Below are 21,785 nucleotides of genomic sequence, written 5' to 3' on the forward strand. Positions count from 1 at the left end.
AAGGAGAAAAAATGACTGGAATAAGCGTATTTGATCATAAATTATTAGCAGATTCTTGGAGCACTCAAGATATGCGCACTATCTTTTGTGAAGAAAATCGTATTCAAAAATGGCTTGATGTTGAAGCAGCTTTAGCAAAAGCTCAAGCAAAACTCAATATCATTCCTAAAAAGGCAGCAGATGAAATTGCTAAAAAAGCACATTATAAATTCATGGATATGGAATTTATTTTTACAGAATTTAAAAAAACAAAACATCCTTTAGTTCCTACTGTAAGAGGTTTAGAAAAAGCTTGTAAAGATAATTTAGGAGAATTTGTTCATTTTGGCGTTACTACTCAAGATATTATTGATACGGGCATTGTATTGCAATTTAAAGAAGCAATGCAAATTATCAAACAAGAATTAAAATTAATTGCCAAAGCTTTAGTAAAACTTGCCAAAACTCATAAAAATACCGCAATGATGGGAAGAACTTTAGCTTTACAAGCTTTGCCAATAACTTTTGGACATAAAGTATCTATTTGGCTTAGTGAACTTGATCGCCATTTTGAAAGAATATTAGAACTTGAAAAAAGACTTTATGTTGGAAGTATAGTAGGAGCTGTTGGAACTAAAGCGAGTTTAAGTGATAAAGCTAATGAAGTTGAAAAACTAACTTTAGAAAATTTAGGACTTGATGTGCCAAATATCTCTTGGCAACCTGCACGCGATCGCTTTATAGAATTAGGATATGTTTTAGGCAATATCAATGCAACCTTTAATAAAATTGCCCACCAACTTCTTATACTTTCGCATAATGAAATTGATGAAATAGCAGAACCTTTTGGAAAAGGACAGGTAGGATCTAGCACTATGCCCCATAAAAGAAATCCTGCAATCAGTGAAAATGCCGTTACAGTAAGCAATGCCTTAAAAGCAAATTTAGCCATACTTAGTGACATAGAAAGACATGAACATGAAAGAGATGGACAAGTTTGGAAAATGGAATGGAAGCTTTTACCTGAAATGTTTTTAATGCTTTCTGTAGTTTTAGCTAATATGAAATTCGCCCTTAGTGATTTAGAAATTAAAAAAGATAAAATGCTTAAAAATTTAAATACTCTTAATGGTTTTGTTTTAGCAGAACGCGTTATGTTTGCATTAAGTGATTACTATGGAAAACAACATGCACATGAAATTGTTTATGAAAATGCTATGTTAGGAATTGAAAAACAAAAAACTTTTAAAGAAGTTTTAATCGCAGATAAAAGAGTATCTAAAGTATTAAAAGAAAAAGAAATTGATGCTTTACTTGATGCAACTACCTATGTAGGTTATGCACCAAAACTTGTAGATGAATTTTTAGCAAAAATCAAAAATAGTGCTATTTTAAAATAGGAAAACAAATGTTTTATAGTGAAAAATTCGCTGATTTTATCACAAAGTTAAATTTTAATGATATACCCCAAAATGTAATTCAAAGAGCTAAAGAACTTATGCTTGATAGTCTTGGAACAGCCTTAGCTGCCCACAAAGAAGAATGTGTTTTAAATGCTTTAAGTGCTTTAAAAACTAGTGGAGATACAGTAGTTTGGGGTCAAAAAGAAAAAATAGACGCTATTAATGCAACTATGATTAATACAATCGCTTCCCATGCTCTTGATTTTGATGATACACACACAGAAGCGATTTTGCACGCTAGTGCTTTTTTAACACCTCTTTGTCTTAGCTATGGTTTTAGTATTTGTAAAAATGCTGAACAAATTTTAAAAGCCTTTATTATTGGCTGGGAGGTAGCTGCTAGAGTGGGCATTGCAAGCAAGGGAAGTTTTCATCAACGTGGTTTTCATACAAGTGCTATTGCTGGAATTTTTGGAAGTGTTAGCGCAAGTGCGGTTTTATTAAATTTAAATAAAAATCAAATCATCAATGCTTTAGGACTTGCTGGAAGTTTTGCAAGCGGAGTGAATGAATTTTTATCCAACGGATCTAATTCCAAAGTTTTACATCTAGCAAATGTTGCAAAAAATGGTATTCTAGTTGCAAATTTAGCCAAAAATAATATGAGTGGACCTTTAAGTATTTTCGAAGGAAGAGATAATATTTTTAAATGTTTTGGTATAGAAAAAAACTCAGATAAAACGGAACTTGATAAAGCCTTAGGTCAAATTTGGCAAATTATGCAAGTTTCTATTAAGCCTTACCCAAGTTGCCATTTTACACATGGTTTTATAGAGTGTGCTATTTCTTTAAAAAATGATGGTTTAAAAGCTGATGAAATAAAAAATATCCATTGTTTTGTTGATGAAGTCCCTATTTCTTTTATTTGTGATCCAATTGAAAAAAAATACCAACCAAAGACTGCCTATGAAGCTAAATTTTCTTTACCTTTTTTAATAGCTTTAGGTTTTTTTGATGGAAAAATTACATTAAAATCTTATGAAAACTTAACACGCACAGAGCTTATAAACTTTACGCAAAAAATTAGCTATGAGAAAAAACAATCCACAGGTTTTCCAAAATATTTTCCAGGACATTTAAAAGCAACTCTAAAAAATGGAAAAATTATTCAAAAAGATATTCTTATCAATAAAGGAAATTTTGATAATCCTTTAAGTTTTGAAGAATTAAAAGAAAAATTTTTAAATAATGCTAAAATGAGTCTTACAGAAGAAAAAGCAAACGATGTATTAAGGCAAATTATAAATTTAGAAAATCAAAATAATTTTATACTATAAATTAATGACTTTTGTTTAAAAACAAAAGTCTCTTATAGATTAACAATTTTTGGATTATTAAATTCTAATATATCCTTAACACTCTTTTCAAAAGCTTTTAAAATACTAAAAGCAATACCCTCAAAATCAAGCCCACCACAAAGATAAATCAAAGGCATACGAAAAGATTTACTCACATCAAGTTTAGGTTTTTCACCACTCAAATTTAATTTAAAATCATAAGGGCTAGCATGTTTAAAAGTATAATTTTGCGCTGCATTTAAAAAATCTTCTTTATTTTTTAAAAATTCTCCCTTAGCTAAAATAAAATTAATTTCAAGATATTTCCAAAAATCATTCGAAATATTTGAATTTTCATCAAAACTTTTTTCTATAAAAACATAGTTTTTTTCAAAACTTTTTTTATAATTCTCAACCAATAAAGCCCCTAGTTTATTTTTAGCTATATTTTGCAAAATAAGTTTTATATTACTCTCAAATTCAAAATCTATGTTCGATAAAATTTCAATTTGTTCCTCTAAAATAAATTGAGTTGAAAAATCTTTATTTTGTAATTTTGCATAAGAAAAAATATTAGCCATAGGTTTTTCATAATGGCCAAATTCATCCCAAAAATTCTTTTCACTGCAGGCAATGCAGCCATGCCCAGAAGCAACAGGCCAAGAGGTTTTAGAATTAAATTTAACCTTTGGACAATTATTGTAAGTATAGGGCCCTTTACAGCCTATTTTAAAAAGACAGGCTCCTTTTTTTGCTGCTTCATCATCAAAATGTTCTGCAAAAATTCCACTCTCAAATTTAGCTTTTCTTTCGCACATATCATGCAAACATTTACCATAAGCCCATACAGGACGATTTTGTTCATCCAATTCTGGAAGAACTCCAAAAAGTGCAAAAAATGCTAAATTTGAAACAATATTTACATCACTTGGTGGACAACCTGGTATATTAACTACTTTTTGAGTTAAAACTTCAGAAATTCCACAAGTTTTACTAGGATTTGGATACGCAGCTTGAATCCCTCCATAAGAAGAACAAGTCCCGATTGCATAAATAGCTTTAGCCTTTTTAGCCAATTTTTGTAAAATTTCATGGCCGCTTTCAGCATTAGCACCTATAGTTAAGAAAAAAGTGTCAATTGCAGCAACACCACCTTCGACTGCTAAAAGAAAATCTCCTTTATCTAAAATATCTTCCAAAAGCTCTTCTGCTTTTGTTCCATTTGCGGCCATTAAAGTTTCATGATATTCTAAAGAAAAAAAATCAAATATAAATTCATCAAAACTCGGTAATTCAGAACGTAATAAACTCTCACTGCAGCCGGTACATTCACAAAGATGAAGCCAAACTACTTTCATTTTTGGAGCTATTTCAAAAAATTGTTTAGCTAAAGATGGAATTTCATTTCCTAAGGATAAATACTTAACAATGTTTTTTACACTTTCTTCATTGATAATCCTCTTATCTTTTGAACTTGAATTTTCAATTTCAATTATACGGTTTTGAAGTATGATTTTTAATTCTTCATTGCTAAGCTTTGCCATTTTTTATCCTTTCATATTGTCCCAACAAAGAACAGTGTTACCATTTTCATCTTTTTCAACATCACCCATTCCCATGATATTATATCCCGCATCTACATAATGAATTTCTCCACTGACTCCACGCGATAAATCACTAAGTAAATACATAGCTGAATTTCCAACATCTTCTATACTAACATTACGTTTGAGTGGAGCATTAACTTCATTATATTTTAATATCATTCTAAAATCCCCTATTCCACTAGCTGCTAGAGTTTTTATAGGGCCTGCTGAAATAGCATTAACACGAATTCCTTTAGAGCCTAAATCTCTTGCTAAATAACGTACAGAACTTTCAAGTGCTGCCTTTGCTACACCCATAACATTATAATGCGGTATATATTTCATCCCACCAAGATAGCTTAAAGTTAAAATAGAAGAATTTTTATTTAATACAGGCAAAATAGCACGAGTTAGAGAAAGTAAAGAATATACAGAAGTTCCCATAGCTATATCAAAAGCTTCCTTTGAGGTTTGTAAAAAATCATTTTCTAAGGCTTCTTTAGGAGCATAGGCAACTGCATGTACAAGAAAATCAATATTTCCTAAATCCTTTTTAATTTTATCTCCAATATTAAACAAATGTTCTTCATTATTTACATCAAGCTCATAAACAAAATGAGAACCAAGCTCCTCAGCAATAGGCTCTACGCGTTTTTTTAAAGCATCATTTAAAAAAGTAAAAGCTAAATCAGCACCTTGTTCACGACAAGCTTTTGCTATACCATAAGCAATGGATTTATTATTAGCAACTCCTACAATCAGACCCTTTTTACCTTTCATTATCATCTTTTATCCTTTAATTAATTTTATAAAATTCTCAACTTTTAAAGCAGCCGATCCTATCAAAACTCCTCCGCATTCTTCAATACTTAAAATTTCTTTTATATTATTTTCATTGACACTGCCACCATAAAGTAAAGGTGCTTGGGTTAAAGTAGCTAAATAATTAAGAACGCTACTAATATCTTTAGTATTTGCACTAACTCCAGTCCCAATAGAATAAATAGGCTCATAAGCGATAATTAAATTTTCATATTTTAAATCGATTATATCAAGCTGGGATTTTAAAAATTCTAAAGTTTTTCCAGAATTTTTTATTTTTAAATCTTCTCCTATGCAGAAAACTATTTTAAAACAATATTCTTTTGCAAAATCAAATTTAGCCTTTATAAAAGCCTCATCTCCCAAATTTCTTCTTTCAGAATGTCCAATCAATACACATTTAATACCAAATTCATCTAAATGTTCTTTTCCAAGTTCACCTGTAAAAGCTCCATTAATACAAGGATAAAAATTTTGTGCTCCTTGTATAAAATTAGTTTGAGATTCTAAAAAGGCAATGCTAGGCGGAAAAACGATAATATCATCGCATTTTGCACCCATGGTTTTATTTAAAATATCGGCATAATTTTTAAAACTTGCTCTAGTATGGTTGCATTTTAAATTTGCAGCAAAAATCATTTAATTCTCCTTTACTCTTAAAACCTTAATACCTGGAAGTTCTTTACCCTCTATAAGTTCAAGAGAAGCTCCACCTCCTGTTGAAATAAAAGTCATTTCATCTGCATCTCCAGCACGTGCAACCACATCAGCTGTATCTCCTCCACCTACAACAGAAGTAGCATGTCCCTCGCTGATATAATGACTCATTTTTATACTGCCTTTTGAAAATTTATCAATCTCGAAAACACCCATTGGGCCATTCCACCAAATTGTTTGCGCATCTGAAATTGCTTCTTTAAATAGTCTTACACTAGCAGGTCCAATATCTAATCCCATCCAACCATTAGGAATTTCTTGAATAGGAGAAAACTTCATAGGAGCATCTTGAGAACAAGAAGGAGCAGTAACAACATCTACAGGTAAATATATTTTTACTCCTAAATCCTTACCTTTGGTTAAAATTTTATAAGCTTCTTCTAAAAGTTCTTCTTCTAAAAGCGAATTTCCTACATCATAACCTAAGGCTTTTAAAAAAGTAAAAGCCATACCCCCACCAATAATTAATTTATCCACTTTAGGAAGTAAATTTGTTAAAGCTTGCAATTTTCCGCTTACTTTAGAACCCCCTACAACTGCAACAAAGGGACGAACCGGACGTTTAATTAAATTAATCGCAAAATCAATTTCTTTTTGAAGTAAAAATCCAGCTCCTTTATGATTTTCATCAAAAAATTCAGTAATAGCTTCAACGCTTGCATGCGCTCTATGGCAAACACCAAAAGCATCATTGATATAAATTTGAGCCATCAAAGCGAGTTCTTTGGCTAAATTTTTATCATTCTTGGTTTCGCCTTTTTCAAAGCGTAAATTTTCAAGCATTAAAATTTGACCTGCTTGCAAAGTAGAAGCTTTATTTTTTGCATCATCCCCAATAACATCTTTAGCAATAATAATTTCTTTATCTAAAAGTCTAGATAATCGTTTAGCAATAGGATCTAAAGAATATTTAGAACTAATTTCCTTTGGGCGTCCTAAATGTGAAGCTAAAATAATACTACAACCATGATCTAAGCAATATCTAATAGTAGGAATAGCTGAACGAATACGCCTATCATCTGTAATATTTAAAAAATCATCTTGTGGAACATTAAAATCACATCTTATAAAAACTTTTTTATGATCTAAATCAAGATCTTTAATTGAAATAATATCATTCATTTTAATTCCTGTTTGCAATATAAACGGCCATATCAACTAAACGACTTGAATAACCCCATTCATTATCATACCAAGCAATTACTTTTATCAAATCATCGGCTATAACTTGAGTTAAATCACTTGCTAAAATCGCACCATAAGAACAAGTAATAAAATCGCTTGAAACACGCTCTTCATCATCTACCATTAAAAGGCCTTTTAAATTTGAGTTTGAAGCCTTTCTAAAAGCATCATTAATTTCCTCTTTTTTAACCTTACAATCAAGTAAAACAGTTAAATCAACACTTGATACATCAACAACAGGAACGCGCATACTTTGTCCATGAAGCTTACCATCAAGTTCTGGCATAACAAGCTTCATGGCTTTAGCAGCACCTGTAGAAGTTGGAATAATATTTTGTGCTGCAGCACGTGAGCGACGCTTATCTCTAGCTTTAGCATCGATAATACTTTGTCCATTAGTATAAGCATGTATGGTTGTCATCAATCCTTTTTTTATTCCAAAATTATCTTGTAAAACCCTGCAAACTGGGCCTAAACAATTCGTAGTGCAACTTGCATTGGAAATAATTTTTTCTCCATGATAAAGATCAGAATTAACACCTAAAACATAAGTAGGGGTATTATCTTTTGCAGGAGCACTCATTATAACTTTTTCTATACCCATATTTAAAAATTCTTGACATTTTTCTGTAGTCAAATGCGCTCCTGTACATTCTAAGACGATTTGAGCTCCATATTTTGCAAAATCAAGATCTTTAACACTGCGACTTTTGAAAACTTTGATTTTTTTATTATTAATAATTAAATCATCACCTTCAATTTCTACACTTCCTTTAAATTCTCCATGAACCGTATCGTGTTTAAAAAGATATTTTGCAAGCTCTATATCAGTAGTATCATTAATAGCTACAAGCTCTATATCATTCCTTTGTAAAATAATCCTAGCAACACATCTACCAATGCGTCCAAAACCATTAATAGCAACTTTTACGGCCATTTTATTTTCCTTTGCAAATTTTTTATGTTAATATTCTACTAAAAAAAGGTTAAAAAATAGATGAAAATCGCACTTTTTGGAGGCAGCTTTGATCCACCACATAAGGGGCATGACGCTGTTATAAAAGAAGCTTTAAAAACCATTAATATTGACCAATTAATTATTATGCCAACTTTTATTAATCCATTTAAAAAAGGATTTTTTGCTAATGAAGAAAAAAGATTAGAATGGGTAATTAAACTTTGGGGCAATTTAGATAAAGTAAAAATTTGTGATTTTGAAATAAAACAAAAACGCCCTGTTCCAAGTATAGAGAGCGTAGAATATCTTTATAAAATTTATCAGCCAAGTAAATTTTATTTTTTAATTGGTGCTGATCATTTAGAAAAACTCCATCTTTGGCATCAATTTGAAAAATTAGCTTCTTTGGTTGAATTTGTCATCGCTAAGCGAGATAATATAGAAATTCCAGAACAATTTAAAGATTTAAAAACCGATATTAAAATAGCTTCTTCTTTTATAAGAAATACTCTAAATACAGATGAAGTATGTGAAAAAATTAAAGATGAGGTGCGAAATTATTATAAAAAATTTCAAAAAAATTGATACAATTTCAAAAAAAATAAAGGAAAAAAATGCAAGAAAGAATTGACTTAATCGTTAAAATTTTAGATGAAAAAAAAGCAGAAGATATAAAAACTTTTGATATGAGAAAAGAAGAATATTTTGTAAAATACGTTATTATAGCTGCAACCTTAGGAGAAAAACACGCTTTATCTTTAATTGATGAATTAAAAACCAAACTCAAAAGCAAAGGTGAAGAATTTTTAAATATAGACAGCAGTGAAGAATGGAGTGTGATTGATTTGGGTGATATTCTAATACATCTTTTAACACCTCAACATCGAGGAATTTATAATATAGAAGAATTATTAGAAAGTTTAAAAAAAAATAAAACTAACTAAACTAAAATATTCTCTATGTTTTATAAACCCATAGAGAATAAATTTAAGCAAAATTATCAATAATAATGCAAATTAAAGATGATCAATATAATCTTCAATCTCTTTTTTAATTTGATGTTTTTGCTCTTTTAAGGCCTTTTTCTTAGCCTTATACTCTACTTTACTCATATAATCCTTTTTTTCTTCTAAAGCATGAAGTTCTTTTTCTATTTTTTCAACTTCTTGTTCTTTGAGCTTTTTAGCCTCTAATTTTTTATCATAAAAAAGAGGATCTTTTTTACAATTATTTTGGACTTCTTTTAAAACAAGCTCTAAAGTTGATTTTTTAGCAATATTATTATGAATTTTAGCATATTCTATTTCTTTACTAATGCGATCTATATTTTTATCACACTCATTTGAAAACGCCATAGTGCATAATGTAGCCATTAAAATCCATGTTTTTTTCATCAATCACTCCTTGAAATAAAATTTCAAAAAATATTACTTAATTAATTCTTAAGTTTATCTTTTATTTGATTAAACAAATTCATAACTTTTTCTTGAATCTCACTTGCTTTTTCTAAAGAATTTGCTTCAAAGCGAGTGATAAGATATGCACTTGTATTAGATGCCCTAAGCAAAGCCCAACCATAGCCAAAATCTATTCTCGCTCCATCAATTTCACAAAGACTTTTCACACCCTCTAAAGCACCATTTTCAACTGCTTTTTGAAATTCACTAACAATTTGAAATTTCTCTTCTTCATTTACTGGAATTTTAATTTCTGGCGTGGTATATAATTTAGGCAATTCTTTAATCATACTTTCTAAATCAAATCCCTTATAAACAAGTTCTAAAGCTCTTAAAAAAGCATAAATTCCATCATCATATCCAAAATATCTATGCTTGAAAAATATATGTCCGCTTACTTCCGCAGCCAAATCAATATCTTTTTCTTTCATCATTTTTTTAATATTTGAATGTCCAGTTTTTCCCATAAAAATAGTCCCAAATTTAGCAACCTCATCAAAAAGATTTTTACTACATTTTACTTCTCCTAAAATTCTAGGATTTGGAATATTTTTGGCAAATAAATAGCAAAGCTCGTCTCCACAAAAGATATGAGTTTTACTTAAAGCTACCATTCTATCAGCATCACCATCAAATGCAAAAGCGAGTCCATAATCTTCGTTTTGATTTAAAAAATTCTTCACAGCTTCCAAATTTTGTTCTTCTGTTGGATCAGGATTATGATTTGGAAACTGTCCATCGGGATCGACAAACATAAGATGGGCTTTTAAATTTAAAGCTTTTATTAAAGGCTCTATTACAACTCCAGCTGCTCCATTGCTACAATCAATAGCGAATTTATAATGAAAATCTTTTAAAAAACTAAATTGTTTAGTCATAAATTCCACATAAAGGCTTAAAATATCATAAGGTTGTGCATCAAAATTATCTTCTATTTCATCATCTAAATGTTTATAAACTTCTTTAGAAAATTCTTTTAATTCAGTCCCAAAAAAACTTTCTTTACCTATAGTAATTTTAAAACCATTATATTCTTTTGGATTATGTGAAGCAGTAATCATAATATTTGCATCAAATTTTAATCCTTCATAGAGACTAAAATATCCAAGTGGAGTTGGAGTAAGTCCTATATTATAAACCTTAATACCTGCTTTATTTAATCCACTAACCAGATATCCAAAAAGTTCTTTAGCACTATATCTTGCATCATAGCCCACGCTTACATTCTTACAACCTCTTTGAAGCATGGTTTGTCCTAAACAAAAACCTATTGCTTTAACGCTTTTTTCATGAAGTTCTTTTCCATAAAGTCCACGTATATCATATTCTCTAAAAATTACATCAAGCATATATAAATCCTTAAAATCATTAAAAATTTTTCAATATAATAAATTTTTAGTTATTAAGATAAAGAAAATTTTGGTACAATTTTACATTAATTTCACTAAATAAAGGAAATTTTTATGGATGAAGAATTAGAAAACGAAGAAAGCAAAAAGAAAAAAGGTGGAATGCTTGTAATTATTATAGTTATTTTGCTTTTTGTATTACTTTTAAGTATTATGGGTGTTATTGCTTGGCTTATTTCAAGTAGCTCTAGCGATGAAACAAAAATCAAAGAAGCTCCAAAAGAAGAGGTTAAAACAAGTAAAACAAAAAATTCAATTCCAACACAGCGTGGCAGTGATTATGCTAATATAGGTCCTATGTATTCTCTTGATCCTTTTACTCTAAATTTACTTAGCGATAGTGGATCAAGATATTTAAAATGTACTATCGACTTAGAACAAAATAGTGAGCTTTTAAAACCTGAACTTGATAAAAAAGTAGCTGTAATTCGCGATATTATCATCAGAACTTTAACTTCAAAAACTTTTGAAGAAATTAGTACTCAAAAGGGAAAAGAACGCTTAAAAGATGAATTGGTAGGCAAGATAAATGAAATCTTAACTGATGGTTTTATTAAAAACGTTTATTTTACAGATTTTGTTGTGTCTTAATGCGTGTAGGTTGTGATATCATTTCTATTGATAGAATAGAAATGATTTATCAAAAGCATAAAAAGAATTTTTTAGATAAATTCCTAAACCCTAAAGAGCAGTTATTAATAAAAAGTCCTGCCAGTTTAGCAGGGTTTTGGGCAGCAAAAGAAGCTGCTAGTAAAGCTTTAGGAACTGGAATCAGTGATCTTTGTGGATTTTTAGATATAGAAATTTACAAAGATGAAAAAAATGCTCCCAAACTTCAATATTCTAAAAAAATTATGGAACACTTTTGCATCAAACAAACATCTCTTAGTATTTCTCATGATGGTGGCTTTGCTATTGCTATTGTTGTCTTAATTTAATTCCCTATAGTTTGTTTATCTAAATTTTTTGAAAGTATAAAATCGACAACTGGCTGCTCTCTTTTATTGGCTCTTTTGCAATGATCTTTTTGAAAAAAATCAGTAATTTTAATCACTATTCTAGCCCATTTTTTACGGTTTCTTTCTCTCCACGCATGAGAAGATACACTCTCCCAAGCGTAACCATTAAACAAACTTGCATTAACAAAATGATCAAGTGCTCTTACACCTTGTCTTGCTCTTGCTGTATTAAAAAAAATTCCTACAATTACAATAAAAATATAACCCAAAACCGCCAAAGGAACGATAGCACAGAGCAATAAAGTTCCTGCTAACTTCTCCCTCAAGTTTCCTTTAAATTTATGCTTAAAATGAAAAAAAATCGCTCGATTTCTATTTTTCACCCTTAACATCCCTTTTACTAAATTTAATTCTCATTCCATTTGCTGATCTAATAGTCAAACGTCCTACGACATCTGGGATAAAATTTTCTTCAAGTTCTAATTTATAAGTTTTTAAAATATTAGCTAAAATCAAAATAGCCTCTTGCATTGCAAAGCCTTGTCCTATGCAAATTCTCTCTCCAGCCCCAAAAGGCAAATATGCATCTTTTTTATATTCCTCATCAAAACGAGAAGGATTAAATTCATTAGGATTTTGCCAAAAACTTTCATGACGATGTATAAGCCAAGGTGCTATTACAACTCCTGATCCTTTTTTAATGGTTTTATCTCTTACAATAGTATCTTTATTAGCTTCTCTTGCAAAAAATCCCACAGGAGGATAAAGTCTTAATGATTCTTTAAAAATATTAGTTAAATATTTAAATTGTTTTAAATGTGAAATTTCAATAGCTTTATCTTTTAAAATTTGAATAATTTCTTCATAAGCTTTTTGCTGCTCTCTAGGATAAAGACTAAGTAAATAAAGCGTCCAAGTTAAAGAACTAGCCGTAGTTTCGTGGCCTGCTAAAAAAAGCATCGCCACTTGATCTAAAATCTCTTCAAATGAAAAACGCTGATTGGTTTGCGAATCAACCACTAAAAGTAAAGAACTTAAAATATCCTCAAATTTCCCAGACTCTCCCGAGCCAACAGCTTCATAACGAGGTTTTATAATATCACTTAAAATCTGCCTTATTATATCTCCCGCCTTTGCTCGTTTGCGATCTCCTAAAACATAAGAAAGCCATTTTGGAAAGTGAAACATACGACGCATAGCTGTATGTACACTTTGCTCTTGAAAAATTACAAAAGCATCGAGTATTTTTTTACCTTTTTTTGCATCAAGTTTAGAAGACATAATAGTGCGAAAAATAACATCAGCCGTAACAAAGGTCATGGCTTCATCTACTTCAATCACAGAATTATCTGGATATTTGTCAAAACGTTCCATCATATCTGCTACAGCCTCGCTCATAAGGTTAAAAACCTTATTAATACGCGTCATTTCAAAACTAGGTCTTAATAATTCACGTTGTTTTTTCCAAACTTCTCCATTGGTTGTGAAAATACTTTCTCCTAAAAGTGGACTTAAAAGCTCGTGCAAAAAAGCACTTTTTGGAAATTCTTTCACCTCATCAACCATCATTCTTTTTACTTCTTTGGTATCATTGATTACATAAAGATCAAAATTAGGCATTTTAACATAGCCTGTTTGCATTTTATAACTACGCTCATAAAGCCCATCAAGCCAAGATCTACGCTTAAGTAAAAAAGTTAAAAATGTAGAAGCCTTATTTTTATAAGGTTTTGGATAGAAAGGACATCTGCTCATACTTTTATCTCCTTTTCTAAAAATTCAGATGATAAAACAAAACTAAAAAAATCATAGCTACCCTTAATACTTGGACTAAAAAGATATAAAAAATGTGCTTTATTTTTATCTTTTTTGATTTTTTTATATTCATTTTTTTCATACAAAGTATGAAATTTGGCACTTAAAAAATGGGGTTTAAATTTCGCATTGACACCACTTGTACGAAAAAAATCAACTTGAGGAAAACACGCCCCATCAATAACTGAAGTGTAATCATACCATTTTAAATCAAATTGAGAAATAAATTCTAATTTTTTTCTAAAATCATTAGATTTTTTTTGATAACTCACTAAAGGAATACACTCGCCCAAGGTAATAATTTTTAATTTATTGAATATTTTTTGTTCTAAATTTTGCTTTAAAATAAAATCCAAAACCTCAATGCAAACTATTGTTCCAACACTATGAGCTACTAAAATTAATTCATAATTTTCATTATTTTTATTCTGCTTTAAATTTTGCAAGATTGTATCAGAAAATATTTTAATTCTCTCTTGCATCAATCCTTCTTTTTTATTGTGCCAATTTGCACAAAAAGCACAAATTCTAGCTATCCAAAATACAGCCAATTTCCTACCGAGTTTAAATAAAAAATGAAAAATTAAAAATGAAAGCAAAAATCCTAAAATAATTGACAAAGAAAAATGTATATAATTTTTAGTAAGAAAAAAAGATTCAAAACCTATAAATAAGGAGAAAATTAAAGAAAAAATCACATAAAAAAAAGGGTAATATCCAGTAATTAATTGATAAATAGATTCTTTTCCAAATTTGATAAAAAGCCCTGTAATTGTATAAATTCTAAAAAAACTATAACAATCTTTTAAGGCATCTAAATAACTTTCTGACCAATTTTTTTTGACAATATCATTCCAAGTTAAAAAATGATATTTAAGCTTTATATTTTGACTTTCAACTTTAAAAAAAGGAAAAGTTTTATGATGTTCAACCTTGCCAATACTAGCTTGAATATCAAACTGATCAGAATACTTTTTTAAATTTTTTTTAAATAAATCATAATAATACCTATAACTTTTAGGATCATATCCTGCAATATAAAATACATCTCTATTCATAAAAATCAATTTCTCAAATTATTTTTCTTAAAATTATAACAATTTTTTTAAATTTTATTAATTAAAAATTTTACTTTAATGAATTTTTATAAAAATTTACATTAAATTGATTGGTTTTTAAAAGATAGTTTTTATATTGAGATACCAAAACTGGATTTGGTCTATAAGCGTGAGCTTCTCTCCAAAAAAAATGAAGCTTCTTAGGATAGGTTAAACCTTCAAAATCATAAAAAGCCTTACCGCAAACTTTAGTAGGACAACTATCTAAAATAGCACTTAGGCCAACAGTAGAATTTATAGTAATACATCCTAAGGCATTTTTTAAAAGTCTTGGCAAATGAGTATCATGGACATATAAAACTCTTCCTTCAACGTGATATTTCTCACTAACCATTTGAATAAATTTAAAATAATTTTTATATCCTCTATCCATAGGATGATGTTTAAAAACCAAGTAAGACTTAGCTCTAGCATGATTTGCAAAAGAAAGTATAGTTTCTTCTATAAATTCTTCTATACTTTTTTTATAATGATATTTCACTTGAGTGTCATTATAAACTTGCAAAATAGCTAAAAAATATTTCTTTTTAAGATTGTAAATCTTATCGTTTAGTTTTTTTTCTGTAAATTTATAAAAATATTTTCTATATAAAGATCTAAACCAAAATAAAAATTCAAAAGGATATAAGGTGCGATGATGAAGATTATTGTTAAAAAATGGAGCCAAAAGAAACGAGAATAGCCAATATAAAAAAGCATAAAAGGCCATATATTTAAATCCACCAGGAATTTCTTTGATAGATTTTTTACTGCATATTTTTTGATTAAGATAAAAATTTTTATTACGAGGTAATAAGGAATTTGCATTAACACCATTTTTTTCAAAAGTAATGCAATAAGGTCTTAAATATCCTTCTTCAAAAATCCAAACATCGATATTTAATTTTTTAGCAAGATCTATAGCCTTTTTATGGATCAATCGACAATCATTATACATTAAAATAGCTTGGACTTTATATTGCTTAAAAATTTTTTCATAAAACTGCGTTAAATCCTCTTCTTTGCCCTTATAAATTTTTCCACTAGGATAAAATAAAAAGTCCCCGCCATTAAAATTAATTTTTAGAATTTTAGCATTATATTTTTTAAGTTTTTTTGCTAAGCGATAAAAAAAATTACCTACTGGTCCTTGCAAAAGAATAACATTTTTTCCGCTAAATTCTTTTTTTATTTTTTGATCAAATTCCATTTTAACACTACAAATTCGCAAATTCTTCTTATTTTTCTTAATATAAAAATTCTAAAATCAATGATTATTTTTCGATAAGGTTTAGAAAAATAATCATTTTGCATTTTTAGCATTATATCCAAACAAAGTTCAATTTCACATAAGTTTTTTGTTTTTGGATGAATATATCTTGGATACTGTATCAAAACACCAGCAACCAGCTCTTCTAGAGTCAATTTTCTTATTCGCCTTAAGCATTTTTGTTTATCTTGAGTTAAACCCCAACCCGCATAAAAAGGCATACCATAAGTAAAGACTTTTTTGAAACGCAAAAGTGCATCAAACCCTGAAGTAGAAGTAATCGTATGTACTTCATCACAAATTTTTATTGCACTATCTATGCTACAATTTTTTATAATCTCATCGCAATATTTTAAAATGGTTTTTTCATCTTTTAAGCCTTTGCGATTTCCACTTAAAACATCGGGATGAGGTTTAAAAACAATATAGGCATCTTGATTTTTTAATCTTACTTCTTTAATCAAATCCAAAGTCGATAACCCAAAACCGCCTAAAATCATTGAGGCATCATCCTCAACTTGTGCAGGAATAAGAATAATTTTTTGTCCTTTTTTAGCATGAATCTTAATATCTTGATGTTTAATGCCATTGTATTTTGAAAATTTATTTTTTTTTAAAATGTGGATAATATTTTTTGCTCTTGATAAAATTTGTTCATCGAAAATTTCATTTTGCAAGATACTTTCCAAGCGACTCTCTTGATTTGGATCAATATAAAGCCCTTTATCATCAACTATTAAAGAATAAGGGCGTGTAAGATCAGAACCTAAAGAAATTGAACGAATAAAACCATCTTCTACTAAAGAAATTTTTGGAATAAAATCGCTTAAATTTTCATCTTGTGCTTTTTTTATAAGAATATTTTTTAACTCATTAAAATCGACTCTCTTACCCCAAATGAAAAATTTATCACTTTTTGTTAGTTTATATTTATTTAAAGCTTTTAAGGAATTTAAAAAAATTATTTCATTATCTTTAGCCTTAAAAAAAGGTTTCATGAAATACCTTTTCCAAAGAGTAAATCCTAACATAAATAATCTACTGGAATTTTCTTGTTCTATGCTTTTATATTTTGCTAAAGTATTAAGTGTATCAAAAATATCGCTTTTTTTATTTAAATAAGGGTTAAAATACTGACTATAAAGCATATAAGCGATATAAAACACCTCTTCAAGACTTCTTTTTTTAACCCTTCTTGGGCATTTTTGTTTATCTTGCGTTAAACCCCAACCCGCATAAAAAGGCATACCATAACAAATACACTCACAACCCATAATCAAAGCTTCAAAGCCCATTCCAGAAGTTTTAGTATAAACCTTATGAAAATATTTTAACAAAGCCAAAGGATTAAAATTTTCGCTTATAATCTTACACTCCTTAGGTAAAGAATGTACATCGAAATCACTTTGTTTTTTTTCACTTAGTACATCAGGATGAATTTTGATATAAATTTCACTATTAGGGTTTTCTTCTATAGCATCTTTTATTATTTCATTAGTGCTGGTATTTTGTGTTAAACCATATTGTAGCGATGCATCGTTTGCAGTTTGAGCGATGATTAAAACACGATTTTTATCCTGAAAAAAATAATTATTTGGAATATCTAAATTATTATTATATTTACTAATTTTATTTTTTTTTAAAAGCTCTATAGCTCTTTTAGCATTATTTAATTCATCTTGATTTAACTCGTAAGTATTTAAAAGATTTTCCAACCTTGAAGATTTGGTAGCATCATAATAAATTCCAATATCATCACAAACCAAGCTAAAGCTAGGTGCATTTTCAACGCCCAAATTTAAAGATCTTATAAAACCATCTTCTAAAAGCATAAATTTTGCATTATATTTTTGAGCTAATTCTTGCGCTCTTAAACCAGATTTTTTACGCCCCCAGCCCATAAAAATATCTTGTTTGTTACATTTTGAAAAAATATGAAAAAATAAAACAGAATAAAAATTTTTAACACTAATGATTAATTTTTTTGAAATTGAATAATACTTCATAACAAATTTTCTTAATTATAATAACGAAGATACCATTATATCAAACAAATCTAAAAATTAAAATATTAAAAAAATTATAACTAAATTTGAATTTCTAGATCACTTTTAAAATCAATCTCGCACCAATTTCCTTGGATTCTTACAACTTTAGCATTATGAAAATGATCAATTAAAGCTTGTAAAAAACTTGTCATATACATATTATTAAAATCTTTTCCATCATATAAAGCATTTCTATCTAAATGATCATAAAAATCAATAAAAGATGATAAAAAATCAGAGCTTATTTTAAAAAGACCGATATACTGTCCTTGAATTTGATCATAATTTTGTGCTTTTTTACCCAATTCTATTATAAAATTATTTTTATCTATTTTTAATGTTTCTGCATCTTCAAGAGGATTTTCAAATCTTCTTTGCCAAAGTTTTTTCCAATCCTCATCAATAACAATAGCTAATGGATCTTTTGCTTTTTTTAAAAGTTCAATTGTGTCTTTAAAATAAACAATATCTGCGTAAGAAACAATCAAATCTTGTTTATCCTTAATACAAGTTTGTAAAAATTCCCTAGCGCAAAAAAGAGTATATAGCATATTAGTTGATGAATAATTTTCATTAATATAAAAATGATTTAGTCCAAAACGCTCTTGGATAAAATTTTTTAAAATATCAAATAGATATCCACCTACGATAGCAATTTCATCAATCCCAGCTCCTTTTAAAGCCTGAATTTCATAAGATATAAGCTCTTGATTTTTATACTTAACCATACATTTTGGATTATTTTGCGTTAAAGGCATTAATCTTGATCCAAAGCCTGCCGCTAAAATAATAGCTCTCATTTTTTCTCCTTTATAAGATCAAGCCATTTTTTTAAAATACTTATATTTTCAAGCCCATTTTCTCTTTCTATATGCCACATTATTCCATAAATATTTTTATCTTTGTGTTTAAAAGCTTCTATACTTTCATCGTTTGCTTTAGCTAAACTTATCAAATCTTCTCCTAAATTCACAATAGCATAATTATGAAAAGAATTAACCATGTAATTTACATCATCAAAAATAATTTCATGATGTCCTATATGATTTATACAAGAATTTAAAGAAGAGCCAAAATAATGTGCGATCATTTGTGCTCCTCTACAAATTCCTAAAAGCGGTGTATTTGTTTTTAGACAATACTCAATAATTTTCCTCTCATAAGCATCTCTTTTTTGAGATAAAACACTATGATCGTAAATACTTAAATCATTTCCTCCACTTAAAATCACAGCATTAAGATGTTTTTCATAGATATTAAAATCAATTTCATAACTTAAAGGCAAAGGTAAAAATCCCGAAAATAAATTTAAATTAAAAAGCCTTCCCCAATCTAAAGCTAATGCTTCCCTTTCCTCAAAATAGTTTTGATTGCAAATAAGTCTTTGAGTGATCCCTATAAACAAAATATTTGCTCACTTTCACATTCTATGTTAATTCTACTTGCTTTAAGATAGGTTTTAAAATTTTCCTCTCCAACGCCTATAACAGCTGGAAGTCCTAATTCTGAAGCCCTAATAGCCATATGAGAATTAGCACCCCCATAACAGGTAATAAATCCTGCAATTTTTTTAGCAAATAAATAATCATATCCTGGATCTGCAGCATAAATTAAAACTATCTTTCCTTCTAAATCTTGATCGCTTTCTCTAGCTGTATTTGCAATAATACTTTTTTGAGTGATGAAATTAGGAATAATACGATGTACATAAAAAGAAAAAATTTGATCAGAACTTGATAATAAAGAAGGTAGCTTTATAGCTTGAGTTAATTCATACTCTTTTTTATGACGTGAAATTTCTTCTAAAAATTGCTCTTTAGGATTAATAGAATAAAGGCTCGAATAAAGATTTAAAATACTTTTAATATCAAGATGTGCTAAATCTTCTTTTTCAATTTTATAATAACGCCCTAATTCTTCTATATAAAATAAAGCCTTAGATAATAAACGCGTAAATTCAAATTTTACCCATTCTCTACCCTCTATAGCCTGCTTTAAAAAATCAAAAAATTCTTCAAAATCAACCTCTAATCCATGCTCTTTAAGTAAGATATTTAGTTGTTCTTGTTTTTGTTTTGATATTTTAAATATTTCATCATTAAAATGTGACTTATTTTCCAATTTTTTCTCATTAATATTAAAATACAAATCAAAATTTTCATCATATCTAGGTGATAAAATATTATAAGTTCCAGCTCTTAAATGTCCAAATTCATTTAAAAATTCTTCCTTATTGTTTTCATTAAGTTCAAAGGTTTTTTGACTTAAAACTTTACTTACTGTATTTAAAGAATTTAAAAAACTATTTTTTTCTTCTTTGGTAAAAAAATTAATTTCAACCAAAGAGTTAAGAAGTTGCATTGCTACAAAACCAGCTCTTGCAACACCTGCAAAAGGTAGAGTTCCATAACGCTTACATTCTTCTAAAAGCCAATAAATTTTATCAATCAAAGAAAAGTCAGATTTAATGATATTTTCATATCTTTGCCTTAATTTAGATGCTTTTTTAATATCCTTTAAATAAAGCCCAGAAGAAGGATTAATGATTTTATTAGTTAACTCAAGTAAGCTAAATTCCAAACGCTTGATTTCATTTTCATTAAAACCATGTTCCAAAAGCTCTTTAAGTTTAGATGGGGTATAAAAATCATAACAAGAATACACTATGCTAAATTCGATTTTATCATGCAATTCATGATTTTGATTTAATTTATTAAGATAAAAATTAGCTAGTTTTTTAGCAATCTTTTCATCTAAATTCTTTGGAATAAAAGAATTAAAAGAAAGTCTTACATCAACAAAAGGTATACCTAAAAAAGAATGAATTAAAGGGTGAGATCTTAAGTCCCTGTAGCCATAATTATCACGTTGATAAGCCCAAATATTATCGGTTATAATTTCTTTATATAAACTAAAGGCTAAACGCTTTGGTTTTAAACCTATAATCTCAGCAGGATTCCAATCAGGCATAACTCCAAAAAGTGCCTTATCGCCTAAAACCCTAGGGCGTAATTCTTGCAAAGATATAAAACGTTTAGCAAATCTCTCCAAGGCTTCTTTAGGTAAAGCGTTAAAAAGATTATTTTTATTGTGCATAACAAGAGGTCTAACTTGCAAACAAATAAGCTCACTTTTATGCTCTAACCTAGCAAAAGCAAATTCAACATCTAAAAAGCAGCAATCATATAAATTCTCTAACTCTTTAATTAACTCTATAATTTGCTTTACTTTTTCATCTTTAAATTCTAAACTTTGGCGATAGTGATAATAAGTCTTGGCATTTTTTACACTTCCATCGGTAATAGAATTACTTGAGCCACTTTCATCATACTGTAAACAAAAATAAGGGGAAAAATTATCCTTATCTACACTAAAACCTACTCCACAAAGTTCTATATTTTCAAGCATAGGTTGAATTAGAATTTCATCATCTTTTGAGGGCATAGAATTTCCAACTTTTTCTAAAGCTTGCAAAAGTTCTATTTTATCATTAGTTAAAACGTTTGCGAGGGATAAAAAAGCTCCAGCGTTAGAATTTACCATACTATCTTCACTTGAAGATGAACTTCTAATAATCACTTTTTCGGCATTTAAGTGAGAAATTTTTTCTAAAATCGCTTCTTTATTTTGTTCTAATTCTTTAAGCGAAGTTAAAACCAAAGGTAAAACTTTTGCTTTAGTTAATTTCGATTGTAAGTTATAAAGATTTTTAGCCTTGGTTTGAAAATTTAACTCCGCCATGT

General features: G+C 28.7%; 21 protein-coding genes. 6 read left to right on the forward strand and 15 right to left on the reverse strand.

Going from position 1 to position 21,785, the window contains the following annotated elements; translation table 11 throughout:
• The first annotated feature begins 11 nt into the window (after positions 1-11).
• Together purB and CMOL_RS05455 are read left to right on the forward strand one after the other, a co-directional pair.
• Entirely contained in the window at positions 12-1,379 is a 1,368-nt protein-coding gene (gene purB, locus CMOL_RS05450; RefSeq protein WP_239820032.1) for an adenylosuccinate lyase, read from the forward strand.
• An 8-nt stretch (positions 1,380-1,387) separates the two neighbouring features.
• Complete coding sequence (locus tag CMOL_RS05455; RefSeq protein ID WP_239820033.1) at positions 1,388-2,719, forward strand: MmgE/PrpD family protein; 1,332 nt, start codon at positions 1,388-1,390, stop codon at positions 2,717-2,719.
• 32 nt (positions 2,720-2,751) lie between these two features.
• Here CMOL_RS05455 and CMOL_RS05460 read toward each other — a convergent pair whose 3' ends face one another.
• Genes CMOL_RS05460 through gap form a run of 5 tightly spaced genes read right to left on the reverse strand, consistent with a single transcriptional unit; the run spans position 2,752 to position 7,966 of the window.
• Entirely contained in the window at positions 2,752-4,263 is a 1,512-nt protein-coding gene (locus CMOL_RS05460) for a hydrogenase small subunit (protein WP_239820034.1), read from the reverse strand.
• Positions 4,264-4,266: 3 nt separating this feature from the next.
• Positions 4,267-5,091: an enoyl-ACP reductase FabI gene (gene fabI / locus CMOL_RS05465; RefSeq protein WP_239820035.1), complete on the reverse strand. Its 825-nt coding sequence runs from the start codon at positions 5,089-5,091 to the stop codon at positions 4,267-4,269.
• A 3-nt stretch (positions 5,092-5,094) separates the two neighbouring features.
• Positions 5,095-5,766, reverse strand: coding sequence for a triose-phosphate isomerase (locus CMOL_RS05470; protein WP_239820036.1), 672 nt, complete (start codon positions 5,764-5,766; stop codon positions 5,095-5,097).
• Positions 5,767-6,966 (reverse strand): phosphoglycerate kinase, encoded by a 1,200-nt coding sequence (locus CMOL_RS05475; RefSeq protein WP_239820037.1) that lies wholly within the window; start codon positions 6,964-6,966, stop codon positions 5,767-5,769. It lies immediately after the preceding gene.
• 1 nt (position 6,967) lies between these two features.
• Positions 6,968-7,966: a type I glyceraldehyde-3-phosphate dehydrogenase gene (gene gap, locus CMOL_RS05480; protein WP_239820038.1), complete on the reverse strand. Its 999-nt coding sequence runs from the start codon at positions 7,964-7,966 to the stop codon at positions 6,968-6,970.
• A gap of 60 nt (positions 7,967-8,026) precedes the next feature.
• On the opposite strand from gap, the gene nadD reads away from it, so the two are divergent.
• Together nadD and rsfS are read left to right on the forward strand one after the other, a co-directional pair.
• Complete coding sequence (gene nadD / locus CMOL_RS05485) at positions 8,027-8,572, forward strand: nicotinate (nicotinamide) nucleotide adenylyltransferase (protein ID WP_200280775.1); 546 nt, start codon at positions 8,027-8,029, stop codon at positions 8,570-8,572.
• Between the two features lie 29 nt (positions 8,573-8,601).
• Positions 8,602-8,931 (forward strand): ribosome silencing factor, encoded by a 330-nt coding sequence (gene rsfS / locus CMOL_RS05490; RefSeq protein ID WP_239820039.1) that lies wholly within the window; start codon positions 8,602-8,604, stop codon positions 8,929-8,931.
• 72 nt (positions 8,932-9,003) lie between these two features.
• On the opposite strand, the gene CMOL_RS05495 is transcribed toward rsfS, so the two are convergent.
• On the reverse strand, positions 9,004-9,381 hold the full coding sequence (locus CMOL_RS05495) for a DUF1090 family protein (RefSeq protein ID WP_239820040.1): 378 nt from the start codon (positions 9,379-9,381) through the stop codon (positions 9,004-9,006).
• Positions 9,382-9,422: 41 nt separating this feature from the next.
• Positions 9,423-10,793, reverse strand: coding sequence for a phosphomannomutase/phosphoglucomutase (locus CMOL_RS05500; protein WP_239820041.1), 1,371 nt, complete (start codon positions 10,791-10,793; stop codon positions 9,423-9,425).
• A 114-nt stretch (positions 10,794-10,907) separates the two neighbouring features.
• Between CMOL_RS05500 and fliL the strand changes: the two genes are divergently transcribed.
• Together fliL and acpS are read left to right on the forward strand one after the other, a co-directional pair.
• The gene (gene fliL / locus CMOL_RS05505; protein WP_200280805.1) at positions 10,908-11,444 is read left to right on the forward strand and encodes a flagellar basal body-associated protein FliL; all 537 of its coding nucleotides are present in this window, start codon (positions 10,908-10,910) and stop codon (positions 11,442-11,444) included.
• The gene (gene acpS / locus CMOL_RS05510) at positions 11,444-11,791 is read left to right on the forward strand and encodes a holo-ACP synthase (protein ID WP_239820042.1); all 348 of its coding nucleotides are present in this window, start codon (positions 11,444-11,446) and stop codon (positions 11,789-11,791) included. The genes fliL and acpS overlap by 1 nt, the downstream gene beginning before the upstream one ends.
• On the opposite strand, the gene CMOL_RS05515 is transcribed toward acpS, so the two are convergent.
• From CMOL_RS05515 to CMOL_RS05550, 8 genes are all read right to left on the reverse strand, one after another.
• Positions 11,788-12,204: a hypothetical protein gene (locus CMOL_RS05515; RefSeq protein WP_200280810.1), complete on the reverse strand. Its 417-nt coding sequence runs from the start codon at positions 12,202-12,204 to the stop codon at positions 11,788-11,790. The genes acpS and CMOL_RS05515 overlap by 4 nt on opposite strands.
• Positions 12,185-13,567 carry a cytochrome P450 gene (locus tag CMOL_RS05520; protein ID WP_239820043.1) on the reverse strand — a complete coding sequence of 461 codons (1,383 nt, stop codon included), beginning with the start codon at positions 13,565-13,567 and terminating at the stop codon, positions 12,185-12,187. Before CMOL_RS05520 ends, CMOL_RS05515 begins: the two co-directional genes overlap by 20 nt.
• Positions 13,564-14,685: a DUF829 domain-containing protein gene (locus tag CMOL_RS05525; RefSeq protein ID WP_239820044.1), complete on the reverse strand. Its 1,122-nt coding sequence runs from the start codon at positions 14,683-14,685 to the stop codon at positions 13,564-13,566. Before CMOL_RS05525 ends, CMOL_RS05520 begins: the two co-directional genes overlap by 4 nt.
• A gap of 70 nt (positions 14,686-14,755) precedes the next feature.
• Positions 14,756-15,934, reverse strand: coding sequence for a capsule polysaccharide modification protein KpsS (gene kpsS, locus CMOL_RS05530; protein WP_239820045.1), 1,179 nt, complete (start codon positions 15,932-15,934; stop codon positions 14,756-14,758).
• Positions 15,913-18,000, reverse strand: coding sequence for a capsular polysaccharide biosynthesis protein (locus CMOL_RS05535; protein WP_239820046.1), 2,088 nt, complete (start codon positions 17,998-18,000; stop codon positions 15,913-15,915). The genes kpsS and CMOL_RS05535 overlap by 22 nt, the downstream gene beginning before the upstream one ends.
• An 80-nt stretch (positions 18,001-18,080) precedes the next feature.
• Entirely contained in the window at positions 18,081-18,842 is a 762-nt protein-coding gene (locus CMOL_RS05540) for a phosphocholine cytidylyltransferase family protein (protein ID WP_200280849.1), read from the reverse strand.
• On the reverse strand, positions 18,839-19,447 hold the full coding sequence (locus CMOL_RS05545; RefSeq protein ID WP_239820047.1) for a gamma-glutamyl-CDP-amidate hydrolase: 609 nt from the start codon (positions 19,445-19,447) through the stop codon (positions 18,839-18,841). Before CMOL_RS05545 ends, CMOL_RS05540 begins: the two co-directional genes overlap by 4 nt.
• Positions 19,438-21,783: a PEP-utilizing enzyme gene (locus tag CMOL_RS05550; RefSeq protein ID WP_239820048.1), complete on the reverse strand. Its 2,346-nt coding sequence runs from the start codon at positions 21,781-21,783 to the stop codon at positions 19,438-19,440. The genes CMOL_RS05545 and CMOL_RS05550 overlap by 10 nt, the downstream gene beginning before the upstream one ends.
• Between the last annotated feature and the right edge of the window lie 2 nt (positions 21,784-21,785).

It is taken from the genome of Campylobacter sp. RM10537, from assembly GCF_022369435.1.
In the GTDB taxonomy this organism is placed as follows: Bacteria; Campylobacterota; Campylobacteria; order Campylobacterales; family Campylobacteraceae; genus Campylobacter_D; species Campylobacter_D molothri.